The sequence below is a fragment of the Rhodopseudomonas palustris genome, assembly GCF_013415845.1.
Classification (GTDB): domain Bacteria; phylum Pseudomonadota; class Alphaproteobacteria; order Rhizobiales; family Xanthobacteraceae; genus Rhodopseudomonas; species Rhodopseudomonas palustris_F.
The window spans coordinates 526496-550173 of the sequence record NZ_CP058907.1; the positions used below are offsets into that span (position 1 = coordinate 526496).

Genomic DNA, 23678 nt, shown 5'->3' on the forward strand with positions numbered 1-23678 from the left:
GTGAATTGGGGTGCAGCACGGCGCAACTTCCGAAAGGGCCGCCGCCAGGTGGCGGCGTGGCTGCTGCTGGGTGCTGCCCTGACGCTGGCCGGCTGCGGCGATCCCAGTCGGTTCGAGACCGGGCCGGTCGTCGCCGCGCCGTCCGCCAAGCCTGTGCGCCCGCCGGTGCAGTCGCAGGCGGCGGAGCGCGAGCACGAGCGCATCCTGGCGACCTATGGGGGCGCCTATGACGATCCCAAGCTCGAAGCGCTGATTTCCGGCATCGTCGACCGGCTGGTCGCCGCGTCGGATAGGCCGGATCTGACCTACAAGGTGACGATCCTCAATTCTGGCGCCGTCAACGCCTTCGCGCTGCCGACAGGCCAGCTCTACGTCACCCGCGGCCTGATTGCGCTCGCCACCGACACGTCCGAACTGTCGTCGGTGCTGTCGCACGAGATGGCTCATGTGCTCGCCAAACACGCCGCCATCCGGGAGGACCAGGCGCGGCAGGCGGCGCTGGTCGCCCGCGTCGTCACCGACATGGGCAACGATCCCAGCATGACCGCGCTGGCGCTCGCCAAGACCAAGCTGTCGATGGCGAGTTTCTCGCGGCAGCAGGAGCTCGAGGCTGACGGCATCGGCATCGGCATCTCGGCGCGTGCTCAGTTCGATCCCTACGGCGCGGCGCGCTTCCTCACCGCGATGGAGCGCAACGCGGCGCTCAAGGCCAATCGGGGCACCGGCGACAGCCGCACCGACTTTCTGTCGTCCCATCCGGCGACTCCGGAGCGTGTCAGCAACGCCCAGAACAACGCCCGGCAGTACACCGCTCCGCAGGGCGGCTGGCGTGGCGAACGCGGCGAGCGTGACCGCGAGGCCTATCTCAACGCCATCGACAACATCGTCTATGGCGAGGACCCGAGCGAAGGCTTCGTCCGCGGCCGCCGCTTCCTGCATCCCAAGCTCGGCTTCACTTTCCAGGTGCCGGACTCGTTCACGCTCGACAACACGGCGCAGGCGGTGATCGGGCTGCGCGAGGGCGGCAATCAGGCGATGCGATTCGACGTCGTCCGGGTGCCGGCGGAGCAGTCGCTCGCCGACTATCTGAATTCCGGCTGGATGGAGAACGTCGACAAGAGCTCCACCGAGGAGCTGACCGTCAACGGCTTCCCGACCGCGTCGGTGACGGCGCGCGGCGAGCAGTGGCAGTTCAGGGTGTATGCGTTGCGGTTCGGCAGCGACGTCTATCGCTTCATCTTCGCGACCCGGCAGCGCACCGCCGAGAGTGACCGCAACGCCCGCGAGACGGTGAATTCGTTCCGGCGGCTGTCGCTCGACGAAATCCAGGCGGCGCGTCCGCTGCGCATCAAGGTGATCAGCGTGCAGCCCGGCGACACCGTCGAGTCGCTGTCGCACCGGATGTCCGGCGTCGATCGGCCACTGGAGCGCTTCCGTGTTCTCAACGGTCTCGACGCCCACGCCCAGGTCAAGCCGCGCGAGCTGGTGAAGATCGTCATCGACTGAGCCACAAGCGAGCCCTGCGCCGCGCCGCGCGCAACAGCCTCGCGCCCACGAAAAAGGCCCGGCGATTCGCCGGGCCTTGATGTCTTCGAACCGACTGCGGTCGCTTACGCGGCCTCGTCGGTCACCGCCTCGTCGTCGGAATCGCCATCGAGATCCGCATCGGCCTCGGCTTCCGCCTCGGCCTTGGCGCCGCGGCGCGGGCTCTTGGCGAGCTGGCTCTCGACTTCCTTGACGGCTTCGGTCTCGGTGATGTGCTGCACAACCGCGATCTCGCGTGACAGGCGGTCGAGCGCGGCTTCATAGAGCTGCCGCTCGCTGTAGGACTGCTCCGGCTGCGATTCCGAGCGGTACAGGTCGCGGACCACCTCGGCGATCGCGACGATGTCGCCCGAGTTGATCTTGGCTTCGTATTCCTGCGCGCGGCGCGACCACATCGTCCGCTTGACGCGGGCACGGCCCTTCAGGGTCTCCAACGCCTTCTTCACCAGCGCCGGATCGGACAGCTTGCGCATGCCGACATTGCCGACCTTGGCGGTGGGCACGCGCAGCGTCATCTTGTCCTTGATGAAGTTGATGACGAACAGCTCAAGCTTGGCGCCCGCGATTTCCTGCTCCTCGATCGCGAGAATTTGGCCGACGCCATGGGCCGGATAGACCACGAACTCGTTGGCCTTGAAGCCCTGACGCTGGGTGACGGCCTTCTTCGGCTCCTCGACGCGCGCGGGCGCAGGGGCCGCCGGCTTTGCCGCCGCCACAGGCTGCTTCACTTCCGGCTTCGCCGCCGCCTTGGCAACCGGCGCCTTCACCTCGGTCTTGACCTCGGCGTTCACCTCCGCCTTCGGAGCGACGGCAGCCTTGGCAGGCTTCGCCGCCGGCTTGGTTGCTGCGGCGGGCTTGGAGGCCGCCGGCTGGGCGGGAGTTTTCGCAGACTTGGTTGGCATTTCACTTCTTTTGATTTTCGAGGACTTGAAGGCCGGAGCTTTGGAGGCCGAAGCCTTTGCAGCAGACCCCTTTGCGGTAGCGTGTTTGGTGGCGCTCGCCTTGCTGGCGCCCGCCTTGGTCTGGGTCTTGGAAACAGAAGCCTTTGCGGCGGTCGCTTTGGCGGCTGTCCGGGTGTCCTTGACAGAAGCCTTCGAACGGCTCTTTGTGGCTCCGCGGCTGGCCGCAGATGCCTTCTTGGCACCCTTTGAAGAAACACTCGTTTTACGCGTTTTCTGTGACACAGCCTGCGCGTGGAACCGCCACGCCCCTGTTCGTTGCTTTTGACGGGGAACCCTTCCCGGCCGCAAAAACGGCATGCCGGAGTTGACGAATGTGCTAAATATAGCACATTCCCCGCAAAAATCAATGATTTATGACGATTCCAGCCCATTCGGGGCGGTGCCCCGGGGCTCATCGCGTCAACAGGGTTAAGCTGGTCGGCCGGCTGTGCCGGCCTCTCAAGACCTTCAGCAGACCTCGGCTTAGTCGCCCGAACCCGGCTCCGAAGAGAAGTACTTCTCGAACTTGCCGGCCTGACCGTCGAACTCCTTGGCGTCCGCAGGAGCGTCCTTCTTCTGGGTCAGGTTCGGCCAAGTCTTGGCGTATTCCGAATTCAGCTCAAGCCATTTCTCGAGGCCCGGCTCGGTGTCCGGCTTGATCGCTTCCGCCGGGCATTCCGGCTCGCACACGCCGCAGTCGATGCATTCGTCCGGATGGATGACGAGCATATTGTCGCCCTCGTAGAAACAATCCACGGGGCAGACTTCAACGCAGTCGGTGTATTTGCACTTGATGCAGTTTTCAGTGACGACGTAAGTCATCCCAACGCTCCGGAACGGTTCTAATTTTGAGTGTTTGCGTACCGCAGGAGCTCCGCAGCCGCAAGTGTCGATGCCTATTCCCGTGGCATTCCGAGATCGGCATAAAGTCCAGTAACCGACTCGGCGTCGCCGCGGCGCTCAGTAAATCCAACCACCTTCAGCACCCGCACGCCACGATCCAGCGCAATCGTCAGCACGTCGCCGACTTTGATGCCGTGTCCGGGTGAGGTCTCGCGCATGCCGTTGATGCGGACATGGCCGCGTTCGACAAGAGCGGCAGCGCTGGTGCGTGCACGCACCACGCGGGCATGCCACAGCCATTTATCGAGACGCTGACGCTCCAAGCCCGAACCATCGGCTGTGCCGGCGCGGCCTTAGTCCTTGCGGCCGGCGGTGAGTTGCTCCTTCAGCGCGGCGAGCTTGGCGAACGGCGAATTCGGATCCATCGGCCGGTCACGCTCGCGCGGGGCGCTGGAATGCACCTGCCGGTGCGAGCCGCCGCCCTGATTGTCGCGGCCGCCCTTCCCGCCCTGATGCTTGTCCTGGAATTTGTCGCGGCCCTTGAAGCGCTCGCGCGGCGGGCGCCCTTCAGCAGAGGCCTCGCGGCGCACGCCTTCGCCTTCCTGATCGCGGCGATCGCGACGAAACTCGCCCTTGCCGCGGCGACCACCACTGCGGTCGCCCTTGGCTTCGGCGCTCTCGCTTTCGTTCGCACCGGCGGGAGCGCCGTGCTGCGGACGATTGCGATGGCGATTACGATCGTGACGCGGCCGATGCTCGTCGGAACGGCCACCCGGACGCCAGACTTCGACCAGCTCCGGCTCCGCCTTGGCAGCCGGCGCAGCTTCTGCGCTGGCAGCTTCGGACGGGGCTTCGGTTGTCGTCACTTCGCTCGCGGGGGCTTCGCTCGCGTCAGCGGCAGGCTGCTCCGCGGTTTCGGCGGCGGCGGCCTCTCCGGCCGGTTCGGCTGCGGTAGCTACGGGCTGATCGACAGCAGCAGGCTCGTCGGCGGCAGGCTGCTCGTCAACGGTCGACGCAGCTTCGGCAACGTCGCCTTCGGCTGTCGGAGACGGTTCGAACGCAATCGCCCCGGCCAGAATCGCCTGGTCTTCGGCCGACATGTCGCTGGTGGCTGCAGCCTCTTCCGTGGCGGGGGAAGCGGTCTCGGCAGCCTTCGGCGCGGGCGGCGGTGCCGGGCGCCGCTCCATCCGGTAGCCGAGCGCTTTCAAGATCGACGCAAAGTCTTCGCCGGCCGAACCGGTCAGCGAGGTCATCGCCTGGGTGACCACGAAGCTCCGGCCGTCGAAGGCACCAGCCGGCTTCTCGCCGGACGCGCCTTCGCGCCACGCCAGCGCGGGCCGGATTAGATCGGCCAGACGTTCGAGAATATCGACGCGGACGGCGCGCTCGCCGCACAGCCGGTAGCCGAGCGTGCGATACGCATCGCGATCGAGCGCCTTGTCGGCCGGAAACGAGGTGCGGCCGCTGCCGGCGAGATGCTGCGCGCTGGACAGCGCGGCGAGATCGACATTGTCCTGCTTCTGGGCCCACAGCAGCGAGGCAAGTGCCCGCGCCGCCGGCTTCAGCAGCGACGGAAAGTAGATGTGATAGGCGCCAAACCGCACGCCGTATTTGCGCAATGTCGCGCGCGACGGCTGGTCCAGATCCTTCATCTCGGTCGCGATCTTGGCGCGCTCCAGCACGCCGAGCGACTCGATCAACTGGAAGGCGATGCCGCGGGCAATGCCGCTGACATCTTCGGCCTTGCCGAGTTCGAACAGCGGCCCGAGGATCTTCTCGACATGGGTCTTGAGCCACAGATCGAGACGGGTCTGCACCGCTTCGCGCGGGGCGCCGGCGAGCCGGTCGTCGGCGATGATCCGCAGCCGCGGCCGCAGCACGTCGTCCGAGCCGACCAGTCGCGCGACCGCATCGCCGGTCCAGCGAATGGTCCCGTCGGAGGTCAGGATGAACTGATCGTCCGGTGCGTTCGACAACTTTTCGGCGCGCGCGTCGATTTCGCCGGCCAGCGCCTTTTGCGCCGTCGCCTGCAACGCCTTCGCATCCGAGCCGGCCTCGGCCGCGTCGGGCGCAAAGGTGAAGCCATCGAGCCGGCCAATCACGTGGCCCTCGACGATCACCTCACCAGTCTTGCCAATTTCCGTATTCAACATCGTGTTTTCCCGCAGGCGGCGCATCAATACACTGGTCCGGCGATCGACGAAACGTTCCGTGAGCCGTTCGTGCAATGCATCTGACAATTTATTTTCAACGTCGCGCGAGATGCCCTGCCAGTGTTCGGGGTCGGCGAGCCAATCCGGCCGGTTGGCGACGAAGGTCCAGGTGCGGATTTGCGCAATTCTCGCGGAAAGCGTGTCGATGCCGCCGTCGGTGCGATCCGCCTGATCGACCTGGGCAGCGAACCAGCTATCCGGTATCCGCCCCTTTTGCATCAAGAACCGGTACAGCGTGATCACCAGCTCGGCATGGGCTGCTGGTGCGATCTTACGGTAATCCGGGACCTGACAGACATCCCATAGCCGCTCTACTGCGGCTTTGCCCTGCGCGATTTCGCGCACCTCGGCGTCGCGGGCAACATGGTCGAGCACGCGGAGATCCTCGGCGACCGGCGCGCGGGTCAGCGCTTCGTGCCGCGGCGACTCGGCGAGCGACACTTGCAGTGCGCCGATCGAGGCGAAATCCAGCTCCGCGTTGCGCCACTGCAGCATCTTCACCGGCTCGAAGCTGTGATTTTGCAAGGCGTTGACCAGCTCGGGCTCGAATGGCGCGCAGCGCCCGGTGGTGCCGAAGGTGCCGTCCCGAGTGGCACGCCCGGCGCGTCCGCCGATCTGGGCGAATTCCGCCGGGGTGAGGCGGCGAAACTGGTAGCCGTCGAATTTGCGGTCGGACGCGAAGGCGACGTGGTCGACATCGAGGTTGAGCCCCATGCCGATCGCGTCGGTGGCGATCAGGTAATCGACGTCGCCGGACTGAAACATCGCCACCTGGGCGTTGCGGGTGCGTGGGCTCAGCGAGCCGAGCACCACCGCAGCGCCGCCATGCTGGCGCTTGATCAGCTCGGCGATCGCATAGACCTCGTCGGCCGAGAACGCCACGATCGCGGTCCGGCGCGGCTGCCGGGTCAGCTTGCGGTCGCCGGCATATTCGAGCTGCGACAGCCGCGGCCGGGTGACGATGCTGGCGCCAGGCAGCAGCCGCTCGATCATCGGCCGCATCGTCGCGGCGCCGAGCAGCAGCGTCTCGTCGCGGCCGCGCCGGCGCAGGATGCGATCGGTGAAGACGTGGCCGCGCTCGAGATCGGCCGCGATCTGGATTTCGTCGACGGCCAGAAACGAGACGTCGAGATCGCGCGGCATCGCCTCGACGGTCGAGACCCAGTAGCGCGGCTTGGAGGGTTTGATCTTCTCTTCGCCGGTCACCAGCGCGACGGCGTTGGCGCCGACCTTGTCGACGATCTTGTTGTAGACCTCGCGCGCCAACAGCCGCAGCGGAAGGCCGATCAGGCCCGATGGGTGTGCGACCATCCGCTCGATCGCCAGATGCGTCTTGCCGGTGTTGGTCGGGCCCAGCACCGCGGTCACACCGGCGCCGGGGACGCGGTCAGCAGTAAACGCTTCAGAGTACAGATTGGGCATTTCGACTGGATTTCTGCGTGGTCGCGGTCAGATCTGTGTCACATTGCGACGCCGCAGCAATCGCCGATTAAGGGCTGGAACGAGTCCGGAACGAAACGCGGCCGAATCGCTGACTCGGTCGGAGTCGGGCGCAGCCCACCCAATATCTCGTATCGAAGTCCGGGGCACGCTCAAGATCAGGTGAAAAGACAGGCCGAAATCCTCTTGGGCGGGATGAGTCTCCAGTGACTGATGCGTTCCGCGATTCCGCAGGGAGTCAACATGATTCAAGGCCGCCGGCCGGCGGAGCGCGGCGCCACGCGTTATTGCGCCCGGGAGGCCGATTTCGGCGGTGTCGCCTGCGAGATGAACTGCGTCGCTTCCAGCATCGCATTGCCGACCGGCGTCGGGATCTTCAGCCGAAAGGGCGCCAGCACGCGGGTGCCGGCGATCGGCGCCAGCCAGACTTCCATGTCGCGCTGCTTGATCAGATATTTGATCGCGGCGCGATCGGGGATGTAGCCGGACACCGGGTTGAAATAGACCGCGCAGACCAGCGCCGGCCCGCGATAGCCTTTTTCGGCTTTGACGGTTTCGGTGCGCTTGTATTCCATCCGCAGATCGTAGCGCATCCGGCCATCGAAGATCGGCGTCGATACCCGGCAGGAGTCCGGGCTGAGCACGTCGCCGGTGCCGGGCACGCGCAGGAAAGACGCGGTCATCGGATCGATCACACCGCGGCGATGCGCGTCAGTCACCGGGATGCGGTCGTCGTCCGGCGGCGGCTCCGGCTCGATGCTGGACTCTTTGACGTTGCCGTTTGCGAGCGTGATGCGGATGGTCTCGGTCTTCTTGCCGCCGGTGATGCTCGCCACGTAATTGCCGGGCACCAACTGGCCGTTGATCACCCGGCCCTGCGCTTCGCCGCGGCCGTGGCCGCCGGAAAACGCCTGCATCACGCCGGAGGTCGTACCGGTCGCCGACGCCGAATAGAAATCATCGTCGACCTGGATCGCCCAGGCGCCCTTGCCGACCTCGATGCCGGCGAGAGAGGCCTCATAGCGCGCGTCGAGCTTGCCCTGAGCGGCCGCAGGCGCTGCCGTCAGCACCGCGGCGCCGGCCAGCAGCCCGCCCAGGCCGGCGTACCGGGTCACCGCGGGAAAGACATTGGCGAAGTGGCGGCTGCTGATGTTCACGAACGATGTCCTGCCTGGCGCGGAAGCGCCGTCGATGGTCAACTCGCATCGGGCCGATCTGTTGGTGTCGGAACCGATTACGTCCTTTATATGGTGCCAGATGCTTGATGGCGCGTACAAATCCGCGTATCGCGGTGCGCCTTCCGGCAGTTCCCGATTCGCCAATTTCGGGTTCCTGCGCTGCGGTCGCTTGACGCTGCGCCCCAGCCCTTTTATAGGTCCGCGGTTCCTGAAAACGGACGAATGATGAAGCCCCGTGCCTGCTGGTGGGCCGGCGGGGGATGACAGAGGATTTTCGCCATGTCTCGGCGCTGCGAACTGACCGCCAAGGGTGCCCAGGTCGGCCACAAGGTCAGCCATTCGAACATCAAGACCAAGCGGCGTTTCCTGCCCAACCTGGTCAACGTGACTTTCCTGTCGGATACGCTCGGCCGTGCGGTGCGGCTGCGTGTTTCGACCAACGCGCTGAAGAGCGTCGACCATCGCGGTGGTCTCGACGCCTATCTGCTCAAGGCTCGTGAAGCCGAGCTGTCGCCGAAGGCGGTGGAGCTGAAGCGCGCGATCGCCAAGAAGATGGCGGGCGAGCCGGTTGCCGCGGCGAGCTGATCGCCGCTCCGCCAATTCGGTTTGATTGAGATTTCGGCGGCCGGGTCGTTCGACCCGGCCGTTTTGTCGTGCGTGCTGGCCTGGCAAGGCAGCCGCAGACTCCGGCGTGGCCAGGATCGACATTTGAAGGTGCGACGTCCCGGTATCACTCCCAGGAGTATACCTTCGTTCGAATCACGTACTTTCCCGAGGTGACGGAGCGGTCGGCCGATCGCACAACTTGTTCTCGTCGGTCTGATCGCCCGTTAGAGCGCATACCGCAGCATAAGCCGCCGCCGGCGCCTTTCCATGCGCGTTGGTGCGGTCGCCATCGCAGGGGCCTTCATGAAACTGTCGACCCGGCTGACCCTCGCCATGGTAGCGCTGGTTCTGGTGACCACCGCGGTCCTCGGATTTCTCAACTACCAAAATGTCGTCGACCTGGTGATGCCGCGGGCCCTGATGCGGCTTCACACCCACGCTCAGCTCAACGCGCTGCTGATCGAGACCTCGCTGCAGAATACTCACGCCGACGCGGTCGGAGCGCAGTCTTCGGCGGCATTGCGCGATCTGCTGACGGCCCGGCGCGACGGCCTGCAGAGCGGCGGCGAGGAGCCGGCGAATTGGCGCAAGCGGATCGAAGCCCGCTTCATCGCCGAGATGGTTGCCAAGCCGAGCTGCGCGATCCTGCGTATCATCGGCCCGGAGGATGACGGGCGCGAGCTGGTGCGGGTCGACCGGCTCGGCCCGAACAACAGCATTCGCGCCGTACCGCCGTCCGAGCTGGCCCGGCGCGGCGACCGCACTTACTTCAAGGAAGGCATGGCGTTGCCGCCGAACCGGGTGGCGATGTCGAAGGTCGAGCTCAACAAGACCGCGAACGGGCTCGAAACAACCTATGTGCCGACGGTGCGGACCATGGCGCCGATCGACGCGGCCGATGGAACGCGGCTCGGTCTCCTCGTCATCAATACCGATTTGAGCGGCCTGCTCGAGCGGATCCGCGAGAGTTCCGACGGCAGCAACATCATCTACGTCGTCAACGCCGATGGCGATTACTTGCTGCATCCCGACCGGTCGCGCGAGTTCGGTTTCGACATCGGCAAACCGAGCCGCATCCAAGACGACTTCCCGCGCATGTCCGAACTGCTGCTTCTCCGCAAGGGTGGCGATACGCCGACACTGGTCGCTGACAGCGCCGGCGACCGCTTCGGCGCCGGGTGGGACTGGGCCGAGTTGCCGAACGGGCCGAGGCTCGCGGTGGTGGAAATGCGGCCCTATGTGTCGCTGACGTCGGTGCAAACGGCGGTACGGAATTCCACCATCCTGGGCGGCACGGTGGCGGTCCTGGTGGCGATGCTGATGGCGTTTCCGCTCGCGCGATCGTTGACGCGCCCGTTGGTACGGATCACCAATTCGATCGTCGCATTCTCTTCGAGCGGCGTGCCGGTCAAGGTGAAGACCGGCGGCGGCCACGAGATCAATATGCTGGCCGAGGCTTTCACACGGATGGCTTCGGAATCCCAGCGCAAGGCCGTCGCCCTCGCCTCCGAAGTCGAGCAGCGTTCGCGGATTGCCGAAGTGCTGCAGAACACCATCGACAATATGGTCGATCCGGTGCTGGTCGCCGACGCCAACGGCATGGTGATCCTTACCAACCCGGCCGCGCGGGAGACCTTCGGTCAGCTCTCCGGCGTCGGCATGCTCAACACCACGCGTTCGTTCGACCGGTTCGATGCCGACGGCAATCCGATGGCGCAGGATCAGTCGCCGCTGCTACGCGCCTATCACGGCGAGACCATCATCAATTTCGAGTTCGCGGTGCAGCCGATCGGCTCGGCGCGCCGTTCCTATCTGATAGCCAACGGCCGGCCGCTGCGGAACGAGACCGGCGAGATCCAGGGCGCCGTGATGGTGTATCACGACATTACCAAAACCAAGAAGGCCGAGGACGCGCTTCGCCGCAGCGAGCAGATGTCGCGCGCGATCATCGATACGGCGCTCGATGCGTTCGTGCAGCTCGACGCGCAGGGGCGTATTACCGATTGGAGCCCGCACGCCGAGTCGATGCTGGGCTGGAGCCGCGAGGAAGCGATCGGCCAAGACTTCGGCGAACTGGCGCTGCCGCCGGATCAAACCAGAGAGATCAAGACTGGCTATCGACGCTTCATCGAAGCGATCGAACACGACATGAGCGTGATTCAGGGCCATCGCATCGAGATCGAAGCGGTTCGGCGTGATGGCTCGCCGATCGCACTCGAAGTGTCAATGACGGCACTGCCGGTCGAGGGACGGTTCGTCGTCAACGTCTTCATGCGCGATCTGACCGAGAAGATCGCGTTCGAGGAGCAGCTTCGGCAGTCGCAGAAGATGGAGTCGATCGGACAACTCACCGGCGGTATCGCGCACGACTTCAACAACATGCTGACGGTGATCACCGGCACCATCGACATCATCAGCGACGGCGTCGCCGACCAGCCGCATCTGGCCGCGATCGCCAAGCTGATCAGCGAGGCGGCCGACCGCGGCGCGGAACTGACCCGGCTGCTGCTCGCCTTCGCGCGCAAGCAGCCGCTGCGCCCGGACGAAACCGAGGTCAACGCGCTGCTGTCGGGCTTGCAGAGCCTGCTGCGGCCGACGCTCGGCGAACCGATCGAAGTCGAAACCGTGCTCGCTCCCGATACGTGGTCGATCTATGTCGATCGCGGCCAGCTCGAATCGGCGCTGGTCAATCTTGCTGTGAATGCACGCGACGCGATGCCGAAGGGTGGCAAACTCACGATCGAGACCAGCAACGTCGTGGTGGATCCGGATCTCGGCAAGCGGTTCGGCGATCTGGCGCCTGGCGATTACGTGATGATTGCGATCACCGATTCCGGTTGCGGCATTCCGGAGACGATCCGCAGCAAGGTGTTCGATCCGTTCTTCACCACCAAGGAAGTCGGAAAGGGCACCGGGCTCGGCCTCAGCATGGTGTACGGCTTCATCAAGCAGTCCGGCGGCCACATCACGCTGGACAGCGAGGAGGGGCAGGGCACGACGTTCCGGCTGTATCTGCCGCGAGCCCAGATCCAGGTCGACGCCGAGGTCGCGCCGGCCATCGAGCAGAACGCGGTCGGTGGCACCGAGACGATCCTGGTGGTCGAAGACGACGCCATGGTGCGCAGCTACGTCAACGCTCAGCTCAAGAGCCTCGGCTACACCACGCTGTCGGTGGGCAACGCCGCCGCAGCCCTGTCGATCGGCGAGAGCGACACCGCATTCGACCTGTTGTTCACGGATGTCGTGATGCCGGGCCCGATGAACGGCGTGCAGCTCGCGGCCGAGATGATCAAGCGTCGGCCGGGGCTCAGGGTGCTTTACACCAGCGGCTATTCGGAGAACGCGCTGATCCACAATGACCGGATTGATTCCGATGTCCTCCTGCTGTCGAAGCCGTATCGGCGCAGCGATCTGGCCCGGATGATCCGCCGGGCACTTGCGGCCAGCCAGGAGGTCGAGGCGGCGCGATCGACCACCACCACCACCACCACCACCACCGCCGCCGAGCCGGCCAAGCCGAGCAGGGCCGCAGCGGCACGGCCGGCCTGAACCGCGAAGTAAAGATCGGCGGGTTAGTCGGCTTCCAGCGTGAATTGCAGCAGCAGGGTTCGCTGCAGCATCGAGAAATTGTCGTCCGACACCATCGTCAGCACGATCGCGCCGCCGGCGTCGATATGGACGTCCAGCCCTTCCATGTTGTCGATCTCGTTGCCGAGGTCGGCCTCGAAGATCGACGGGCCGTCCACGGTCGCGCCCGGAACGATCGTGCTCAGCGCAATCCGCCGGATGCGGATGTGCACGCCCTCGAACCAGGAGAACTTGCGCTCCAGGATCAACAGCTCCCCGCCAGGCAGCAGCGCGGCGTCGGCAATGTCGTAGTTCTCAGTGCGGCGGACCGAGAACTGCCCGGGAGACTTGCCGCCAATCAGGAAGCCGATGGTGTTGCGCTCGGCATCGAGGCCGCGCTCGGACAGCGCGATCAGCGTGCCGGCCAGCGGGTGCGGCTTCGGCACCATCACCAGCGATTCGATGCCCTTGTTGTTCGGTAGCTTGCGCAGCGCCGGGGGCACCGCGATCGGCTGGCCACGCGCGCGGATGCCGTCGCGCCCGTAGTCGAATTTGACGATCTGGTTGACGCGCTCGAAGCCCACATAGGCCGTGCCGCCGTCGAAAGCGAGCGACTCGCTATCGTACCACTTACGTGAGCGCAGCGGCATGCCGTCGGGGCCGAGCAACGGCGCTGCTTCGACGTCGGCAAGACCGCTCAGCGCCGTTCCGTCATAGACGATGCGGCCGGTGAACCAGGTGGCCTTGTCGCTGATCGCGACGAACCGCTCGCCGCGGGGATCGAGCCGCAGCGCGGATAGCCCGCCGAAGCCGCGGAAGCCGGATGTGAGGATCAGGCCGCTGCGAAACTGTAGCGCACCGAACTGGCGATGGGCCCGATCGCGCAGATCGAAATGGTCAATCTGGCGAGCCCGCACCTCGATCGAACGCGGCGCCGGCGGTGTCAGCTCGTCGGCTTCGACAGGCTTGGTCTGCGCCAACGCCAGGGTCGGCACGAAACCGGCCAAGGTGGCGGCGCCGCCAAGCGACAGGCCGCTCGCAAGCAAATGGCGACGCGTCGTCGTGGCGAAGTCCTGTGCGGCAGCAGCCGCGCAACCGTCGTCTGTCGCCGTGTGGTCGCTCTGCTTCCCAGCCTCGCCCCGCGGAGCGTTCATCGGCTCATCTCAGCCCAAGAGCGCTCACGAATGCAGACGGCGGCGTCGCGGGCCCGGCGTCGCGGCCGGGGTGGCGGTTTCGCTGAACAGCTCGGCGAGCTTCTCGGTGATGGCGCCGCCGAGCTCTTCGGCGTCGACGATGGTCACGGCGCGGCGATAGTAGCGCGTCACGTCGTGGCCGATGCCGATCGCGATCAGCTCCACCGGCGAGCGGGTCTCGATCTCCTCGATGATGTGGCGCAGGTGCCGTTCGAGGTAGTTGCCGGGATTGACCGACAGCGTCGAGTCGTCGACCGGGGCGCCGTCCGAGATCATCATCAGGATCTTGCGCTGCTCGGGGCGGCCGAGCAGGCGCTTATGCGCCCAGTCCAGCGCCTCGCCGTCGATGTTCTCCTTGAGCAGACCCTCGCGCATCATCAATCCGAGATTCTTGCGAGCTCGGCGCCACGGCGCGTCCGCCGACTTGTAGATGATGTGTCGCAGATCGTTGAGCCGGCCTGGATTGGCCGGCTTGCCGGCGGCGAGCCAGGCCTCGCGCGATTGTCCGCCCTTCCAGGCGCGCGTGGTGAAGCCGAGGATCTCGACCTTGACGCCGCAACGCTCCAGCGTCCGCGCCAGAATGTCGGCGCAGGTCGCCGCCACCGTGATCGGGCGGCCGCGCATCGAACCGGAATTGTCGAGCAGCAGCGTCACTACGGTGTCGCGGAAGGTCGCTTCCTTCTCGCTCATGAACGACAGCGGATGGAACGGATCGATCACCACGCGCGACAGGCGCGCCGGATCGAGAATGCCTTCTTCGAGGTCGAAGTCCCAGGCGCGGTTCTGCTGCGCCATCAGCCGGCGCTGCAGCCGGTTGGCGAGGCGGGCGACGATCCCCTGCAGATGCGCCAACTGCTTGTCCAGATAGCTGCGCAGCCGTTCCAGCTCGTCGTGGTCGCACAAATCTTCGGCGGCGACGATCTCGTCGAACTTCGGCGCGAAGGCGTGATACTCCGGCCCGCGCGGCTCGTTGGCGCCGCGATTGTGCGGACGGGTGGCTTCGCCCGGCGTTTCGTCCTCGCCGAGTTCGGAATCGTCGAAGGCGTCGGAGGTCGACGCCTGGGCGCTTTCCATCTGGCTGTCGCTGACCTCGTCGCTGGTCGCTTCGGCCTGCTCGGCGCTCATCTCCTGCGCGGCTTCGCCCTGCGGCTCGCCCTCGGCACCGGACTGATCGTTCTCGCCTTCCTGCTTATCGTCCTGGTTCTCGTCTTCGTCGGTCTCGGTGTCGCGATCATCGCCAAGCTCGAGTGCGTCGAGCATGTCGTGGATCACGTCACCGAACTTGGCCTGGTTGTCGGCGAAGTGTTCGAGCTGATCGAGCCGCGGACCGAGCTTGTCTTCGAGCACCGGCCGCCACAGGTCGACCAGTTTCTTGGCCGCCGTGGGCGGCGCGAGACCCGTCAGCCGCTCGCGCACCAGCATAGCCAGCGCATCCGACAGCGGCGCATCCGCGCGGTCGGTGATCTCGTCGAACTTGCCGCGATGGAAATGATCGTCGAGCATCGCCGTGAGGTTCTTGGCGACGCCCGCCATCCGCCGCGCGCCGAGCGCTTCGACGCGCGCCTGCTCGACCGCTTCGAACACGCCGCGGGCCTGCGGATTACCCGGCATCAGCTTGCGATGCACTTTCGGGTCGTGACAGGCGAGCTTCAGCGCGATCGAGTCGGCGTGACCGCGCACAATCGCGGCGTCGCGCTTGCTCATCTTGCGCGCCGGCTCGGGGAGCCGGGCCTTGCCGGGCGCGAGGCCGGGGCGCTCGGCTGCGAAAGTAACCTCCAGCTCCGGCGCCTTGGCGATGGCGCGCAGGCACGAGGTCACGGCGCGCTTGAAAGGCTCGGTCGGCGCTTCCTTCGATCCGGTGCGGAGTTTGCTGTTGGTCGTGGTGCTCATCGCCGCCTTCTCCCTCTTCCCGCCAGCGAGGAGAGGGTCGCGGTGAGGGGGTTATGCGTCCGTCGCGCGAAGAGGCCCCTCACCCGGCTCGCTTCGGTTGCCGACCTCTCCCCGCGCGCGGGGAGAGGTGAAACGATCGTCAGCTCATCGCGATGTTGACCGAGCTCTCCGGCAACTCTGCATTGAAGCAGCGCTGATAGAACTCCGCCACCAGCGGGCGCTCCAGCTCGTCGCATTTGTTGAGGAAGGTGACGCGGAACGCGAAGCCGATGTCGCCGAAGATATCGGCGTTTTCCGACCAGGTGATCACCGTGCGCGGGCTCATCACGGTCGACAGATCGCCGTTGGCGAAGGCGTTGCGCGTCAGGTCCGCGAGCCGGACCATCTTGTTGACGATGTCGCGCCCTTCGGCATTGCGATAGTGCTTGGCCTTGGCGAGGATGATCTCGACTTCCTCGTCGTGCGGCAGATAGTTCAGTGTGGTGACGATCGACCAGCGGTCCATCTGGCCCTGGTTGATCTGCTGCGTGCCGTGATACAGGCCCGACGTGTCGCCGAGGCCGATGGTGTTGGCGGTAGCGAACAGCCGGAATGCCGGATGCGGCTTGATGACCTTGTTCTGGTCGAGCAGCGTCAGCCGGCCGGAGACTTCCAGCACACGCTGGATCACGAACATCACGTCCGGGCGGCCGGCATCGTATTCGTCGAACACCAGCGCAACGTTGTGTTGGAGCGCCCAGGGCAGAATGCCGTCGCGGAATTCGGTGACCTGCTTGCCCTCGCGGACCACGATGGCGTCCTTGCCGACCAGATCGATACGGCTGATGTGGCTGTCGAGGTTGACGCGCACACACGGCCAGTTGAGTCGCGCCGCGACCTGCTCGATGTGCGTCGACTTGCCGGTGCCGTGGAAGCCGGTCACCATCACGCGCCGGTTCTTGGCGAAGCCTGCCAGAATCGCGAGGGTGGTGGCGCGATCGAAACGGTAATCCGGATCAACATCCGGCACATGGGGGTCGACCTCGGAATAGGCCGGAACTTCAAGGTCGCTGTCGATGCCGAAGACCTGCCGGACCGACACCTTCATGTCGGGTAAGCCAGTGATCTCCGGAGCGGTGGTCGTAGCGGCGGTCATCAATCCTCCGTGGTCCCGGACGCGCCCGAAACCCGATCTTCGTTGGTGGATGCGGTTGAGTGCGGAATTGAACCTAGCAGAGAGCCGCGATCCGCAGAAGCCCGCCGCGCGATCAAAGTTCCGTCGATCTTTCATTGAGATAGGAGCATGACGCGGTTTTGTGAAGGCTGTGTTGCGGATTCGGTGGGCGATGCCGAATCGGCGTGCAACTTTTCGGCAGGGCGGAAGTCGTAAGCTGTCGCAATTGCCGACCAATCCCGATGAGGAGCCTGCACGGCCTTGAGTTCACTGCTCGACTCGCTGGTCCATTTCGCCGCGTCGCATTCCGGCCTCGCCTATCTGGCGCTGTTTATGGCGGCGCTGCTCGAAGCCGTGCCGGTGGTGGGATCGCTGGTGCCGGGATCGACCGTCATCCTGGCGCTGAGCGCTCTGATTCCCGGTGGCGAATTGAGTCTGGCTGGGGTTCTCGCCTCGGCGATCGCCGGCGCGCTGATCGGCGATGGTGCGGCGTATTGGGTCGGCCATCGCGCGCAGCGCAGCATTTTAAGTGCCTGGCCGCTGTCGAACTATCCGGACGTTGTGGCGCAGGCCGAAGCGTTCTTCGTGCGCTACGGCACCTGGGCGGTGTTGTTCGGCCGGTTCGTGCCGCCGATCCGCGCCTTCGTGCCGGTCACAGCGGGCGCACTGCAGATGACGCCGCAGCGGTTCTTCGCCGTCGATGTGCCTGCGATCCTGCTGTGGGCCCCGGCCCACGTGCTGCCTGGCGTGGTCGCGGCCACCGCGCTGGAGCGTAACCACGCGACGCTGCACCACTGGCTGCCGGTGCTGGCCGGCGTCGCCGGAACGCTGCTGCTGGGGCTATGGGCGTATCGGCGTTGGAGGGGCACGCCGGCCTAGCTTCAATCAAGGTCAACGACGCAAGCGTTATACGCCAGCGACCGGCAGGTGCCGCCCAGAGCGGTCAGCTCCGCACCACCGTCTTCAGATAGTTGTACGCCTTGATGATCTCGATCAGGCGGTCTTCGGTCGAGCGGTCGCCGCCGTTGGCGTCGGGGTGATGCTGCTTCACCAGCGCCTTGTACTTGGCCTTGACCACTTCGAGCGTGGCGTCGCTGTCGAGGCCCATCACCTGCAGCGCCTTGCGTTCGGCGTTGAACACCTTGCGTGGCTCGGCGCGCGCCTCGTCGGCCGGATCGGGCCCGCGACGCCGCCGGCGGCTGCCGGTGAATTCGTTGAAGACGTTGAACGGATCGGCGGCGCCTTCGAGATCCTCGGGGCTGCGGGCGCGGCTTTTGGCGCCGTTCTGCCCCATCTTCCAGGTCGGGCGATGACCTGTCAGCGCGTCCTTCTGATAGCGGGCGACGTCATCCGGATTCATCCCTTCGAAGAAGTTATAACCCTGGTTGAATTCACGGACGTGATTGAGACAGAAGTGCCAGTAATCCTTCTCGTACCCGCGGCCCTTGGGCGCGCGGTGTGCGGCGCGGCTGGTGCAGCCCGGGGCGTCGCACATCCGCACCTGCTCGCGCACGGCCTCGCGCGCCGCTTCGGCGGCTCGCGGCTTGACGCGGATCTTGTCGAAGAATTTGGATGAGTCGATTGGCATGGACGGACTTTGACTACGCAACGCTTCGGGCTTCAAGTCTTGACATTCCAAGCAGCCCCCGGGTTGATTGCGTCGCAGACAGGTTTGACGGAATAACGGCCGAACGGTGGGCATCAGCGCATGGGCACGCAGGACACTATCACGCAGAAGTTGCGCGAAGCTTTCACGCCGGAAAGCCTCGCGGTCATCGACGAGTCCAACCTACATGAAGGTCATGCCGGTCATTCCGGCCGCAGCGAAACCCATTTTCGGGTGAATATCGTGTCGGCTGCCTTCGCGGGCAAGAGCCGGGTCGATCGTCATCGCATGGTGAACGACCTGCTGGCGCCGGAACTGAAGGGCGGCGTTCACGCGCTGGCGATCAAGGCCAAGGCGCCGGGCGAGGCCTGAGTGCAGCCTGGGTCTTCTTAGACGGATCCGGCCCGCGTCTTTCGGCTCTTCTTTTCGATCAGATCAGCCTCGCCGTCGCGCGGCACCGGCGAGATCCGCAGCGCGGTGATGCGGTTGCGCTCGCGGCGCAGAACGCGGAAGCGGAAGCCGTGGAAGGTGAAGTTCTGGCCGCGGTCCGGAATCGAGCGCGCCTCGTGAATCACCAGGCCCGCCACTGTGGTGGCTTCCTCGTCGGGCAGGTTCCAGTCCATTGCGCGGTTGAGATCGCGGATCGGCACCGAGCCGTCGACCACCACCGAACCGTCGGGCTGAGTCCGAACGCCGGCGACCACCACGTCGTGCTCGTCGGAGATGTCGCCGACGATTTCCTCAAGGATGTCCTCGAGCGTCACCATGCCTTCGACTTCGCCGTACTCGTCGACCACCAGCGCGAAGTGAGTCTTGCGGGTGCGGAACGCTTTGAGCTGTTCCGACACCGGACGCATCTCCGGAACGAACCACGGCTGCAGCGCGATCTTGCCGATGTCGAGTTTGGACGCGTCGCCGTCAGCAGCGCGTAGCGCGCGCAGCAAATCCTTGGCGTGCAGCACGCCGACGATGTTCTCCGGCTTGTCGCGCCACAGCGGCACGCGGGTGTACTCAGTCGCCAGAACTTCTTTCACCAATTGTTCGCTGGGCTGGTCGGCATTGACGGTGACCATCGCGGTCCGGTGCACCATCACATCCGACACCACCAGTTCGCCGAACCGGAACACGTTTTGGATGTACTCCGCCTCGCCGCTTTCGATCTTGCCGTGCTCGGCGGATTCGCCGACCAGCCCTTCGATTTCGACGTCGGTGAGGATCTCGTGCTCGGAGTTTTCTTCGACGCCGAGCAGCTTCAACACACCGCGCGAGGCCTGGTTCAGCAGCCAATTCAGCGGATACAGCAGGATGAACGAGATGTGCAGCGGATAGGCGATCCACTGCGACACCGGCTCCGGCTGGCGGATCGCCAGCGTTTTCGGCACCTGTTCGCCGATCACGATGTGCAGCGACGAGAAGAACAGGAAGCCGCCGAGAAACGCGATGAAGTGCTGTGCCGATTCCGACAGGCCCATCGGCTGCAGCACCGGCGCGAGCAGCGCCGAGACAGTCGGCTCGCCGACCCAGCCGAGTCCGAGCGACGCCATGGTGATGCCGAGTTGGCAGCAGGCCAGATACGCTTCGACGTTGCCGAGGATGTGCTGCACCAGTTCGGCGCCGAACCGCTGCTTCTCGACCATTGCCTTGATGCGGAAGCCGCGGCTGCGTACCAGCGCGAACTCCGCCGCGACGTAGAAGGCGTTGGCGATCAGCAGCAGGACCGCGATCAGAACGTTGCTCAGAGTCGAGTTCATGATGCTCTTGGGTTCGCCTGCGTGACCGCGTGGCGCCGCGGCGGCCTTTAGGCTTGCGCCAGTTTCCGCTGCAGGAAGTCGCGCACCGGCGCCGGCTCGACCTTGCTCGCGATCACCGCGCGGCCGATGCCTTCCATCAGGATGAAGGTGAGTTCGCCGCGCTTGACCTTCTTGTCCTGCGACATCAGCGCCATCAGGCGGTCGGCGTCGGCAAGGCCCTCCTGGGTGAAGCCTGCGATGTCCTGCAGCCGCGTCGGCAGGCCGACGTCGGCGAGGTGCTTGGCCAGCCGCTGCGCGTCGGTGGCCGGCATCATGCCGCGTTCGGCGGAGAACTCCGCCGCCAGCACCATGCCGATCGCCACGCCCTCGCCGTGGAACAGCCGGTCGGAGAATCCGGTCGCCGCTTCCAGGGCATGGCCGAAGGTGTGACCGAGATTGAGCAGCGCGCGGTCACCGGTCTCGCGTTCGTCGCGGGCGACGATCGCGGCCTTGGCTCGGCATGAGGTGGCCACCGCGTGCTCGCGCGCGGCGCCGCCGTTGAACAGCTCGGCATGGTTGGCTTCGAGCCAGGCGAAGAACGCCTCGTCGCCGAGCGCGCCATATTTCGCGACTTCGGCATAGCCGGCGCGGAATTGGCGCGGCGACAGCGTGTCGAGGATCGCGGTGTCGGCCAAGACCAGCACCGGCTGATGGAACGTGCCGATCAGATTCTTGCCCTGCGGCGAGTTGATGCCGGTCTTGCCGCCGACCGAGGAGTCGACCTGCGCCAGCAGCGAGGTCGGCACCTGCACGAAGTCGACGCCGCGGCGCAGCAGCGAGGCCGAGAAACCGGCAAGATCGCCGATCACGCCGCCGCCGAGCGCGATCACCAGATCGTTGCGCTCGATTTTGGCGGCGATCAGCGCCTCGCACACCTGCTCGAGCCCCGCATAGCTTTTGGAGCTTTCGCCTTCGCCGACGATCACCGACGCATGCGCGATGCCAGCCTGATCCAGCACCTCCTCGGTGCGCTTCAGCCAGGTCTTCGCCACGGTGCGATCGGTGACGATCGCGGTGCGTGCGCCGGGCCGCAGCTTGGCGATCCGCTCGCCCAGCGAGGCGATCACGTCGCGGCCGATCACGATCTCATAGGCGCGGTCGCCGAGGGCGACTTCGACGGTGATCGGGGCGGAGTGTTTCTGCGGGGCGTTCATGAAGTCTCGCTCAAGGTTGGGACGGCGCGGCGCACAGATAGTCGTGGAGCGCCGCGACGCATTCGTCGACGATCTTCTCGTGCGGCACGTCGCGGGACGCGATGGTGATATCGGCCTCGCGGTATAGCGGATATCGTTCGGCGATCAGCCGGGCGATGGTGCCGGCCGGATCTGGCGTCTTCAGCAGCGGCCGGTCCGCCCGGCGCTTGACCCGGCGCAGGATCACGTCGGCCTCCGCCTCGAGCCACATCGAGATCGCCTTCTCGCGAATCCGGTCGCGAGTTTCCTCGCGCATGAAGGCGCCGCCACCGGTCGCCAGCACCTTGGTGCCGCCGTCGAGCAGCCGCGAAATCACCCGGGCCTCACCGTCGCGAAAATGCGGCTCGCCATGGGTTTCGAATATCTCCGGGATGGTCATCGCGGCGGCCGATTCAATCTCGGTGTCGGCGTCGAGAAACGGCAGCCCGAGTCGCAGCGCCAGTCGGCGTCCGACGGTGGATTTGCCGGCGCCCATCATGCCGATGAGCACGACCGGGCGATCGCCCAGCGCCGCGACGATCTCGGCTTCCTGGGGCGACCTGCCGGCAGCAGCCGTCGGTACGGTTTCAGACATTCTCGGCATCCGTGGGATAGAAAGGGCAAGCTATACTACCTTGGTCGCCGGGCTTGCCAGAGTCTCTTGCAAGGGACGGGCGAACATGGTCGTAGTCGCGCGTCGCTGCCAAACGCCCTGCCGCTGCCGAGATTCGCGAATGCCTACCCTCTTTCGGTTCCTGACGGTGATTGGTGTGGTGGGCGGTATCATTTACGGGACGATTTTCGCGCTGGCCAATTTCGTCGGGCCGAACAGCCGCGAAATGACCGTGACGATCGGCCCGGACAAATTTCTCAAGAAATAGCCGCTAGGCTGGTCGCATGCGTCGACCGCGAACCATATCCAGAGCCGCCCCGCTGCGGGAGCCTGAAGCTCAGGCCGCGCCGCTGCGCCCTGCTTCCTATTCGGACGCCGGGCTGACCGAGCTTTTTCTCGACATGATCGCGGCCGAGCAAGGCGCCTCCGCCAACACGCTGGACGCCTATCGGCGCGATCTGGCGGATCTATCGCACTTTCTGTCCCGCCGCCGGCTCAGCATCGGCTCCGCCGACACCGCGGCGCTGCGCAGTTATCTGGCGGATCTCGACAACCGCGGCTTTGCCACCTCCAGCGTGGCGCGGCGATTGTCGGCGCTGCGGCATTTGTTCCGGTTTCTGCTTAGCGAGCGGATTCGCGCTGACGATCCGGCCGCGATCCTGGCTGGGCCAAAGCGCGGCCGCAGCCTGCCGAAAGTGCTGTCGATCGCGGATGTCGACCGGCTGCTCGCCTGTGCCCGGCAGGAGATCGATGCCGCAGAAGGTGGCGCACGGCTGCGTGCGGCACGGCTGAACTGCCTGCTCGAAGTGCTCTACGCCACCGGGTTGCGCGTCTCGGAGCTGGTGTCGCTGCCGCTGTCGGCGGCCCGGCGCGATGCCCGGATGATTGTGGTGCGCGGCAAGGGCGACAAAGAGCGGCTGGTGCCGCTCAACGCCGGCGCCAAACAGGCGATGGCGCGCTATCTGGAAGAGATGGCGGTCGCCAAGGACCCCAAAGACGGCCCTACGCCGAAATGGCTGTTCCCGTCCTTCGGCGAGAGCGGGTATCTCACCCGGCAGCATTTTGCGCGGGATCTGAAGGATTTAGCCGCGCGGGCCGGGCTGTCGCCTCGGCTGGTTAGCCCGCACGTGCTGCGCCATGCCTTTGCCAGCCACCTGCTGCACAACGGCGCCGACCTGCGGATCGTGCAGACGCTGCTCGGCCACAGCGACATCTCGACCACCCAGATCTACACCCATGTGGTCGAGGAGCGCCTGAAGAGCCTGGTGCGCGACCTCCATCCGCTCGGCGAAGGCCGCTGAACCGCCCTAGCTTTCGGAAGCTCGGCCGGTCATTCGCGACAGCACTTCGTCGCGTTTGACGAACTGATGCCAGCACACTGCGCCGAGATGCAGCGCCAGCACCGCGCCCAGCACCCAGGCGCCGCGATCGTGCAGCACTTGGCCCCATTCGGAGAGGGCGTGATCACGCGGCACCAGACGCGGCCATTGAAACAGCCCGAACCACGGCAGCGAATAGCCGCCAGCGCCGGAGAACAGATAGCCGCTGAGCGGCATGAGCAGCAATAGGCCGTAGAGCGCCAGATGGCCGGCGCGGGCCGCCATTTCTGTGAGATGGCCGAGCGGCCGCCGATATGGCGGTTCGCCGCTGATCAGCCGCAACACGATGCGGACGACGAGCAGCGCCAGGATGGTGAAGCCGATCGATTTGTGCAGTTCGAGCAGGCCCTGCCGCGGCTGCTGGCCTGACGGATAGTAGGCCGCGACGATGCCGAGCCCGATCGCAGCGAAGATCAGCAGCGCCATCGACCAGTGCAGCCAGCGCTGCGCGCGCCCGAACATGAAGCGATCGGTCGAGATGGGAGCGTCGTCTGAGGCGGTCATGTTGGACTTTCTGGCTAGGGCAGGGGCGATGCCGAGCCATCAGAT

At 65.7% G+C, this 23678-nt stretch carries 20 protein-coding genes; 7 read left to right on the forward strand and 13 right to left on the reverse strand.

What is annotated here, in order from left to right; genetic code table 11:
* Window positions 1–1506 (forward strand): M48 family metalloprotease, encoded by a 1506-nt coding sequence (locus HZF03_RS02465; protein ID WP_234832174.1) that lies wholly within the window; start codon window positions 1–3, stop codon window positions 1504–1506.
* A gap of 104 nt (window positions 1507–1610) precedes the next feature.
* Here the strand turns inward: HZF03_RS02465 and HZF03_RS02470 are convergent, their stop codons facing one another.
* The 5 genes from HZF03_RS02470 to HZF03_RS02490 form a co-directional block, all read right to left on the reverse strand.
* Window positions 1611–2729 (reverse strand): CarD family transcriptional regulator, encoded by a 1119-nt coding sequence (locus tag HZF03_RS02470; RefSeq protein ID WP_119017535.1) that lies wholly within the window; start codon window positions 2727–2729, stop codon window positions 1611–1613.
* 240 nt (window positions 2730–2969) lie between these two features.
* Window positions 2970–3308 (reverse strand): ferredoxin FdxA, encoded by a 339-nt coding sequence (fdxA, locus tag HZF03_RS02475; protein ID WP_011156057.1) that lies wholly within the window; start codon window positions 3306–3308, stop codon window positions 2970–2972.
* A gap of 74 nt (window positions 3309–3382) precedes the next feature.
* Entirely contained in the window at window positions 3383–3652 is a 270-nt protein-coding gene (locus tag HZF03_RS02480; protein WP_042440725.1) for an RNA-binding S4 domain-containing protein, read from the reverse strand.
* Window positions 3653–3682: 30 nt separating this feature from the next.
* Window positions 3683–6964 (reverse strand): helicase-related protein, encoded by a 3282-nt coding sequence (locus HZF03_RS02485; protein WP_119017534.1) that lies wholly within the window; start codon window positions 6962–6964, stop codon window positions 3683–3685.
* A gap of 302 nt (window positions 6965–7266) precedes the next feature.
* Window positions 7267–8097: a DUF3108 domain-containing protein gene (locus tag HZF03_RS02490; RefSeq protein ID WP_420853857.1), complete on the reverse strand. Its 831-nt coding sequence runs from the start codon at window positions 8095–8097 to the stop codon at window positions 7267–7269.
* Window positions 8098–8439: 342 nt separating this feature from the next.
* On the opposite strand from HZF03_RS02490, the gene rpmB reads away from it, so the two are divergent.
* Entirely contained in the window at window positions 8440–8745 is a 306-nt protein-coding gene (rpmB, locus tag HZF03_RS02495) for a 50S ribosomal protein L28 (RefSeq protein WP_011156061.1), read from the forward strand.
* A gap of 324 nt (window positions 8746–9069) precedes the next feature.
* A complete protein-coding gene (locus HZF03_RS02500; RefSeq protein WP_119017533.1) occupies window positions 9070–12315 on the forward strand; it encodes a PAS domain S-box protein in 3246 nt (1081 codons plus the stop codon).
* Window positions 12316–12338: 23 nt separating this feature from the next.
* On the opposite strand, the gene HZF03_RS02505 is transcribed toward HZF03_RS02500, so the two are convergent.
* The 3 genes from HZF03_RS02505 to cobS form a co-directional block, all read right to left on the reverse strand.
* Window positions 12339–13487: an esterase-like activity of phytase family protein gene (locus HZF03_RS02505; protein WP_119017532.1), complete on the reverse strand. Its 1149-nt coding sequence runs from the start codon at window positions 13485–13487 to the stop codon at window positions 12339–12341.
* 24 nt (window positions 13488–13511) lie between these two features.
* A complete protein-coding gene (gene cobT / locus HZF03_RS02510; protein ID WP_104511846.1) occupies window positions 13512–15416 on the reverse strand; it encodes a cobaltochelatase subunit CobT in 1905 nt (634 codons plus the stop codon).
* Between the two features lie 139 nt (window positions 15417–15555).
* The gene (gene cobS / locus HZF03_RS02515) at window positions 15556–16551 is read right to left on the reverse strand and encodes a cobaltochelatase subunit CobS (protein ID WP_119017531.1); all 996 of its coding nucleotides are present in this window, start codon (window positions 16549–16551) and stop codon (window positions 15556–15558) included.
* A 279-nt stretch (window positions 16552–16830) separates the two neighbouring features.
* Here cobS and HZF03_RS02520 point away from each other — a divergent pair, with 279 nt between their 5' ends.
* A complete protein-coding gene (locus tag HZF03_RS02520; protein WP_119017530.1) occupies window positions 16831–17448 on the forward strand; it encodes a DedA family protein in 618 nt (205 codons plus the stop codon).
* Between the two features lie 64 nt (window positions 17449–17512).
* On the opposite strand, the gene HZF03_RS02525 is transcribed toward HZF03_RS02520, so the two are convergent.
* Window positions 17513–18157, reverse strand: a complete 645-nt coding sequence (locus tag HZF03_RS02525) for a J domain-containing protein (protein ID WP_011156068.1) — start codon at window positions 18155–18157, stop codon at window positions 17513–17515.
* 120 nt (window positions 18158–18277) lie between these two features.
* On the opposite strand from HZF03_RS02525, the gene HZF03_RS02530 reads away from it, so the two are divergent.
* Window positions 18278–18547, forward strand: coding sequence for a BolA family protein (locus HZF03_RS02530; RefSeq protein WP_011156069.1), 270 nt, complete (start codon window positions 18278–18280; stop codon window positions 18545–18547).
* A gap of 17 nt (window positions 18548–18564) precedes the next feature.
* Here the strand turns inward: HZF03_RS02530 and HZF03_RS02535 are convergent, their stop codons facing one another.
* Genes HZF03_RS02535 through HZF03_RS02545 form a run of 3 tightly spaced genes read right to left on the reverse strand, consistent with a single transcriptional unit; the run spans window position 18565 to window position 21732 of the window.
* Window positions 18565–19926, reverse strand: coding sequence for an HlyC/CorC family transporter (locus tag HZF03_RS02535; RefSeq protein ID WP_011156070.1), 1362 nt, complete (start codon window positions 19924–19926; stop codon window positions 18565–18567).
* Window positions 19927–19973: 47 nt separating this feature from the next.
* The gene (gene aroB / locus HZF03_RS02540) at window positions 19974–21119 is read right to left on the reverse strand and encodes a 3-dehydroquinate synthase (protein WP_119017529.1); all 1146 of its coding nucleotides are present in this window, start codon (window positions 21117–21119) and stop codon (window positions 19974–19976) included.
* Window positions 21120–21129: 10 nt separating this feature from the next.
* The gene (locus tag HZF03_RS02545; RefSeq protein ID WP_119017528.1) at window positions 21130–21732 is read right to left on the reverse strand and encodes a shikimate kinase; all 603 of its coding nucleotides are present in this window, start codon (window positions 21730–21732) and stop codon (window positions 21130–21132) included.
* Between the two features lie 139 nt (window positions 21733–21871).
* On the opposite strand from HZF03_RS02545, the gene HZF03_RS02550 reads away from it, so the two are divergent.
* Together HZF03_RS02550 and xerD are read left to right on the forward strand one after the other, a co-directional pair.
* Window positions 21872–22018 carry a hypothetical protein gene (locus tag HZF03_RS02550; RefSeq protein WP_011156073.1) on the forward strand — a complete coding sequence of 49 codons (147 nt, stop codon included), beginning with the start codon at window positions 21872–21874 and terminating at the stop codon, window positions 22016–22018.
* A 16-nt stretch (window positions 22019–22034) separates the two neighbouring features.
* Window positions 22035–23051 (forward strand): site-specific tyrosine recombinase XerD, encoded by a 1017-nt coding sequence (gene xerD / locus HZF03_RS02555; protein ID WP_119017527.1) that lies wholly within the window; start codon window positions 22035–22037, stop codon window positions 23049–23051.
* Between the two features lie 6 nt (window positions 23052–23057).
* On the opposite strand, the gene HZF03_RS02560 is transcribed toward xerD, so the two are convergent.
* Window positions 23058–23633, reverse strand: coding sequence for a cytochrome b (locus HZF03_RS02560; RefSeq protein ID WP_119017526.1), 576 nt, complete (start codon window positions 23631–23633; stop codon window positions 23058–23060).
* Window positions 23634–23678 lie beyond the last annotated feature (45 nt).

What these genes read in the sequence shown, in the direction of transcription:
- cobT (WP_104511846.1), bottom strand. Translation starts at nt 15,416, where the DNA reads ATGAGCACCACGACCAACAGCAAACTCCGCACCGGATCGAAGGAAGCG.
- aroB (WP_119017529.1), bottom strand. Translation starts at nt 21,119, where the DNA reads ATGAACGCCCCGCAGAAACACTCCGCCCCGATCACCGTCGAAGTCGCC.
- HZF03_RS02525 (WP_011156068.1), bottom strand. Translation starts at nt 18,157, where the DNA reads ATGCCAATCGACTCATCCAAATTCTTCGACAAGATCCGCGTCAAGCCG.
- HZF03_RS02530 (WP_011156069.1), top strand. Translation starts at nt 18,278, where the DNA reads ATGGGCACGCAGGACACTATCACGCAGAAGTTGCGCGAAGCTTTCACG.
- fdxA (WP_011156057.1), bottom strand. Translation starts at nt 3,308, where the DNA reads ATGACTTACGTCGTCACTGAAAACTGCATCAAGTGCAAATACACCGAC.
- xerD (WP_119017527.1), top strand. Translation starts at nt 22,035, where the DNA reads ATGCGTCGACCGCGAACCATATCCAGAGCCGCCCCGCTGCGGGAGCCT.
- HZF03_RS02500 (WP_119017533.1), top strand. Translation starts at nt 9,070, where the DNA reads ATGAAACTGTCGACCCGGCTGACCCTCGCCATGGTAGCGCTGGTTCTG.
- HZF03_RS02560 (WP_119017526.1), bottom strand. Translation starts at nt 23,633, where the DNA reads ATGACCGCCTCAGACGACGCTCCCATCTCGACCGATCGCTTCATGTTC.
- HZF03_RS02535 (WP_011156070.1), bottom strand. Translation starts at nt 19,926, where the DNA reads ATGAACTCGACTCTGAGCAACGTTCTGATCGCGGTCCTGCTGCTGATC.
- HZF03_RS02550 (WP_011156073.1), top strand. Translation starts at nt 21,872, where the DNA reads ATGCCTACCCTCTTTCGGTTCCTGACGGTGATTGGTGTGGTGGGCGGT.
- rpmB (WP_011156061.1), top strand. Translation starts at nt 8,440, where the DNA reads ATGTCTCGGCGCTGCGAACTGACCGCCAAGGGTGCCCAGGTCGGCCAC.
- HZF03_RS02545 (WP_119017528.1), bottom strand. Translation starts at nt 21,732, where the DNA reads ATGTCTGAAACCGTACCGACGGCTGCTGCCGGCAGGTCGCCCCAGGAA.
- HZF03_RS02505 (WP_119017532.1), bottom strand. Translation starts at nt 13,487, where the DNA reads ATGAACGCTCCGCGGGGCGAGGCTGGGAAGCAGAGCGACCACACGGCG.
- cobS (WP_119017531.1), bottom strand. Translation starts at nt 16,551, where the DNA reads ATGACCGCCGCTACGACCACCGCTCCGGAGATCACTGGCTTACCCGAC.
- HZF03_RS02485 (WP_119017534.1), bottom strand. Translation starts at nt 6,964, where the DNA reads ATGCCCAATCTGTACTCTGAAGCGTTTACTGCTGACCGCGTCCCCGGC.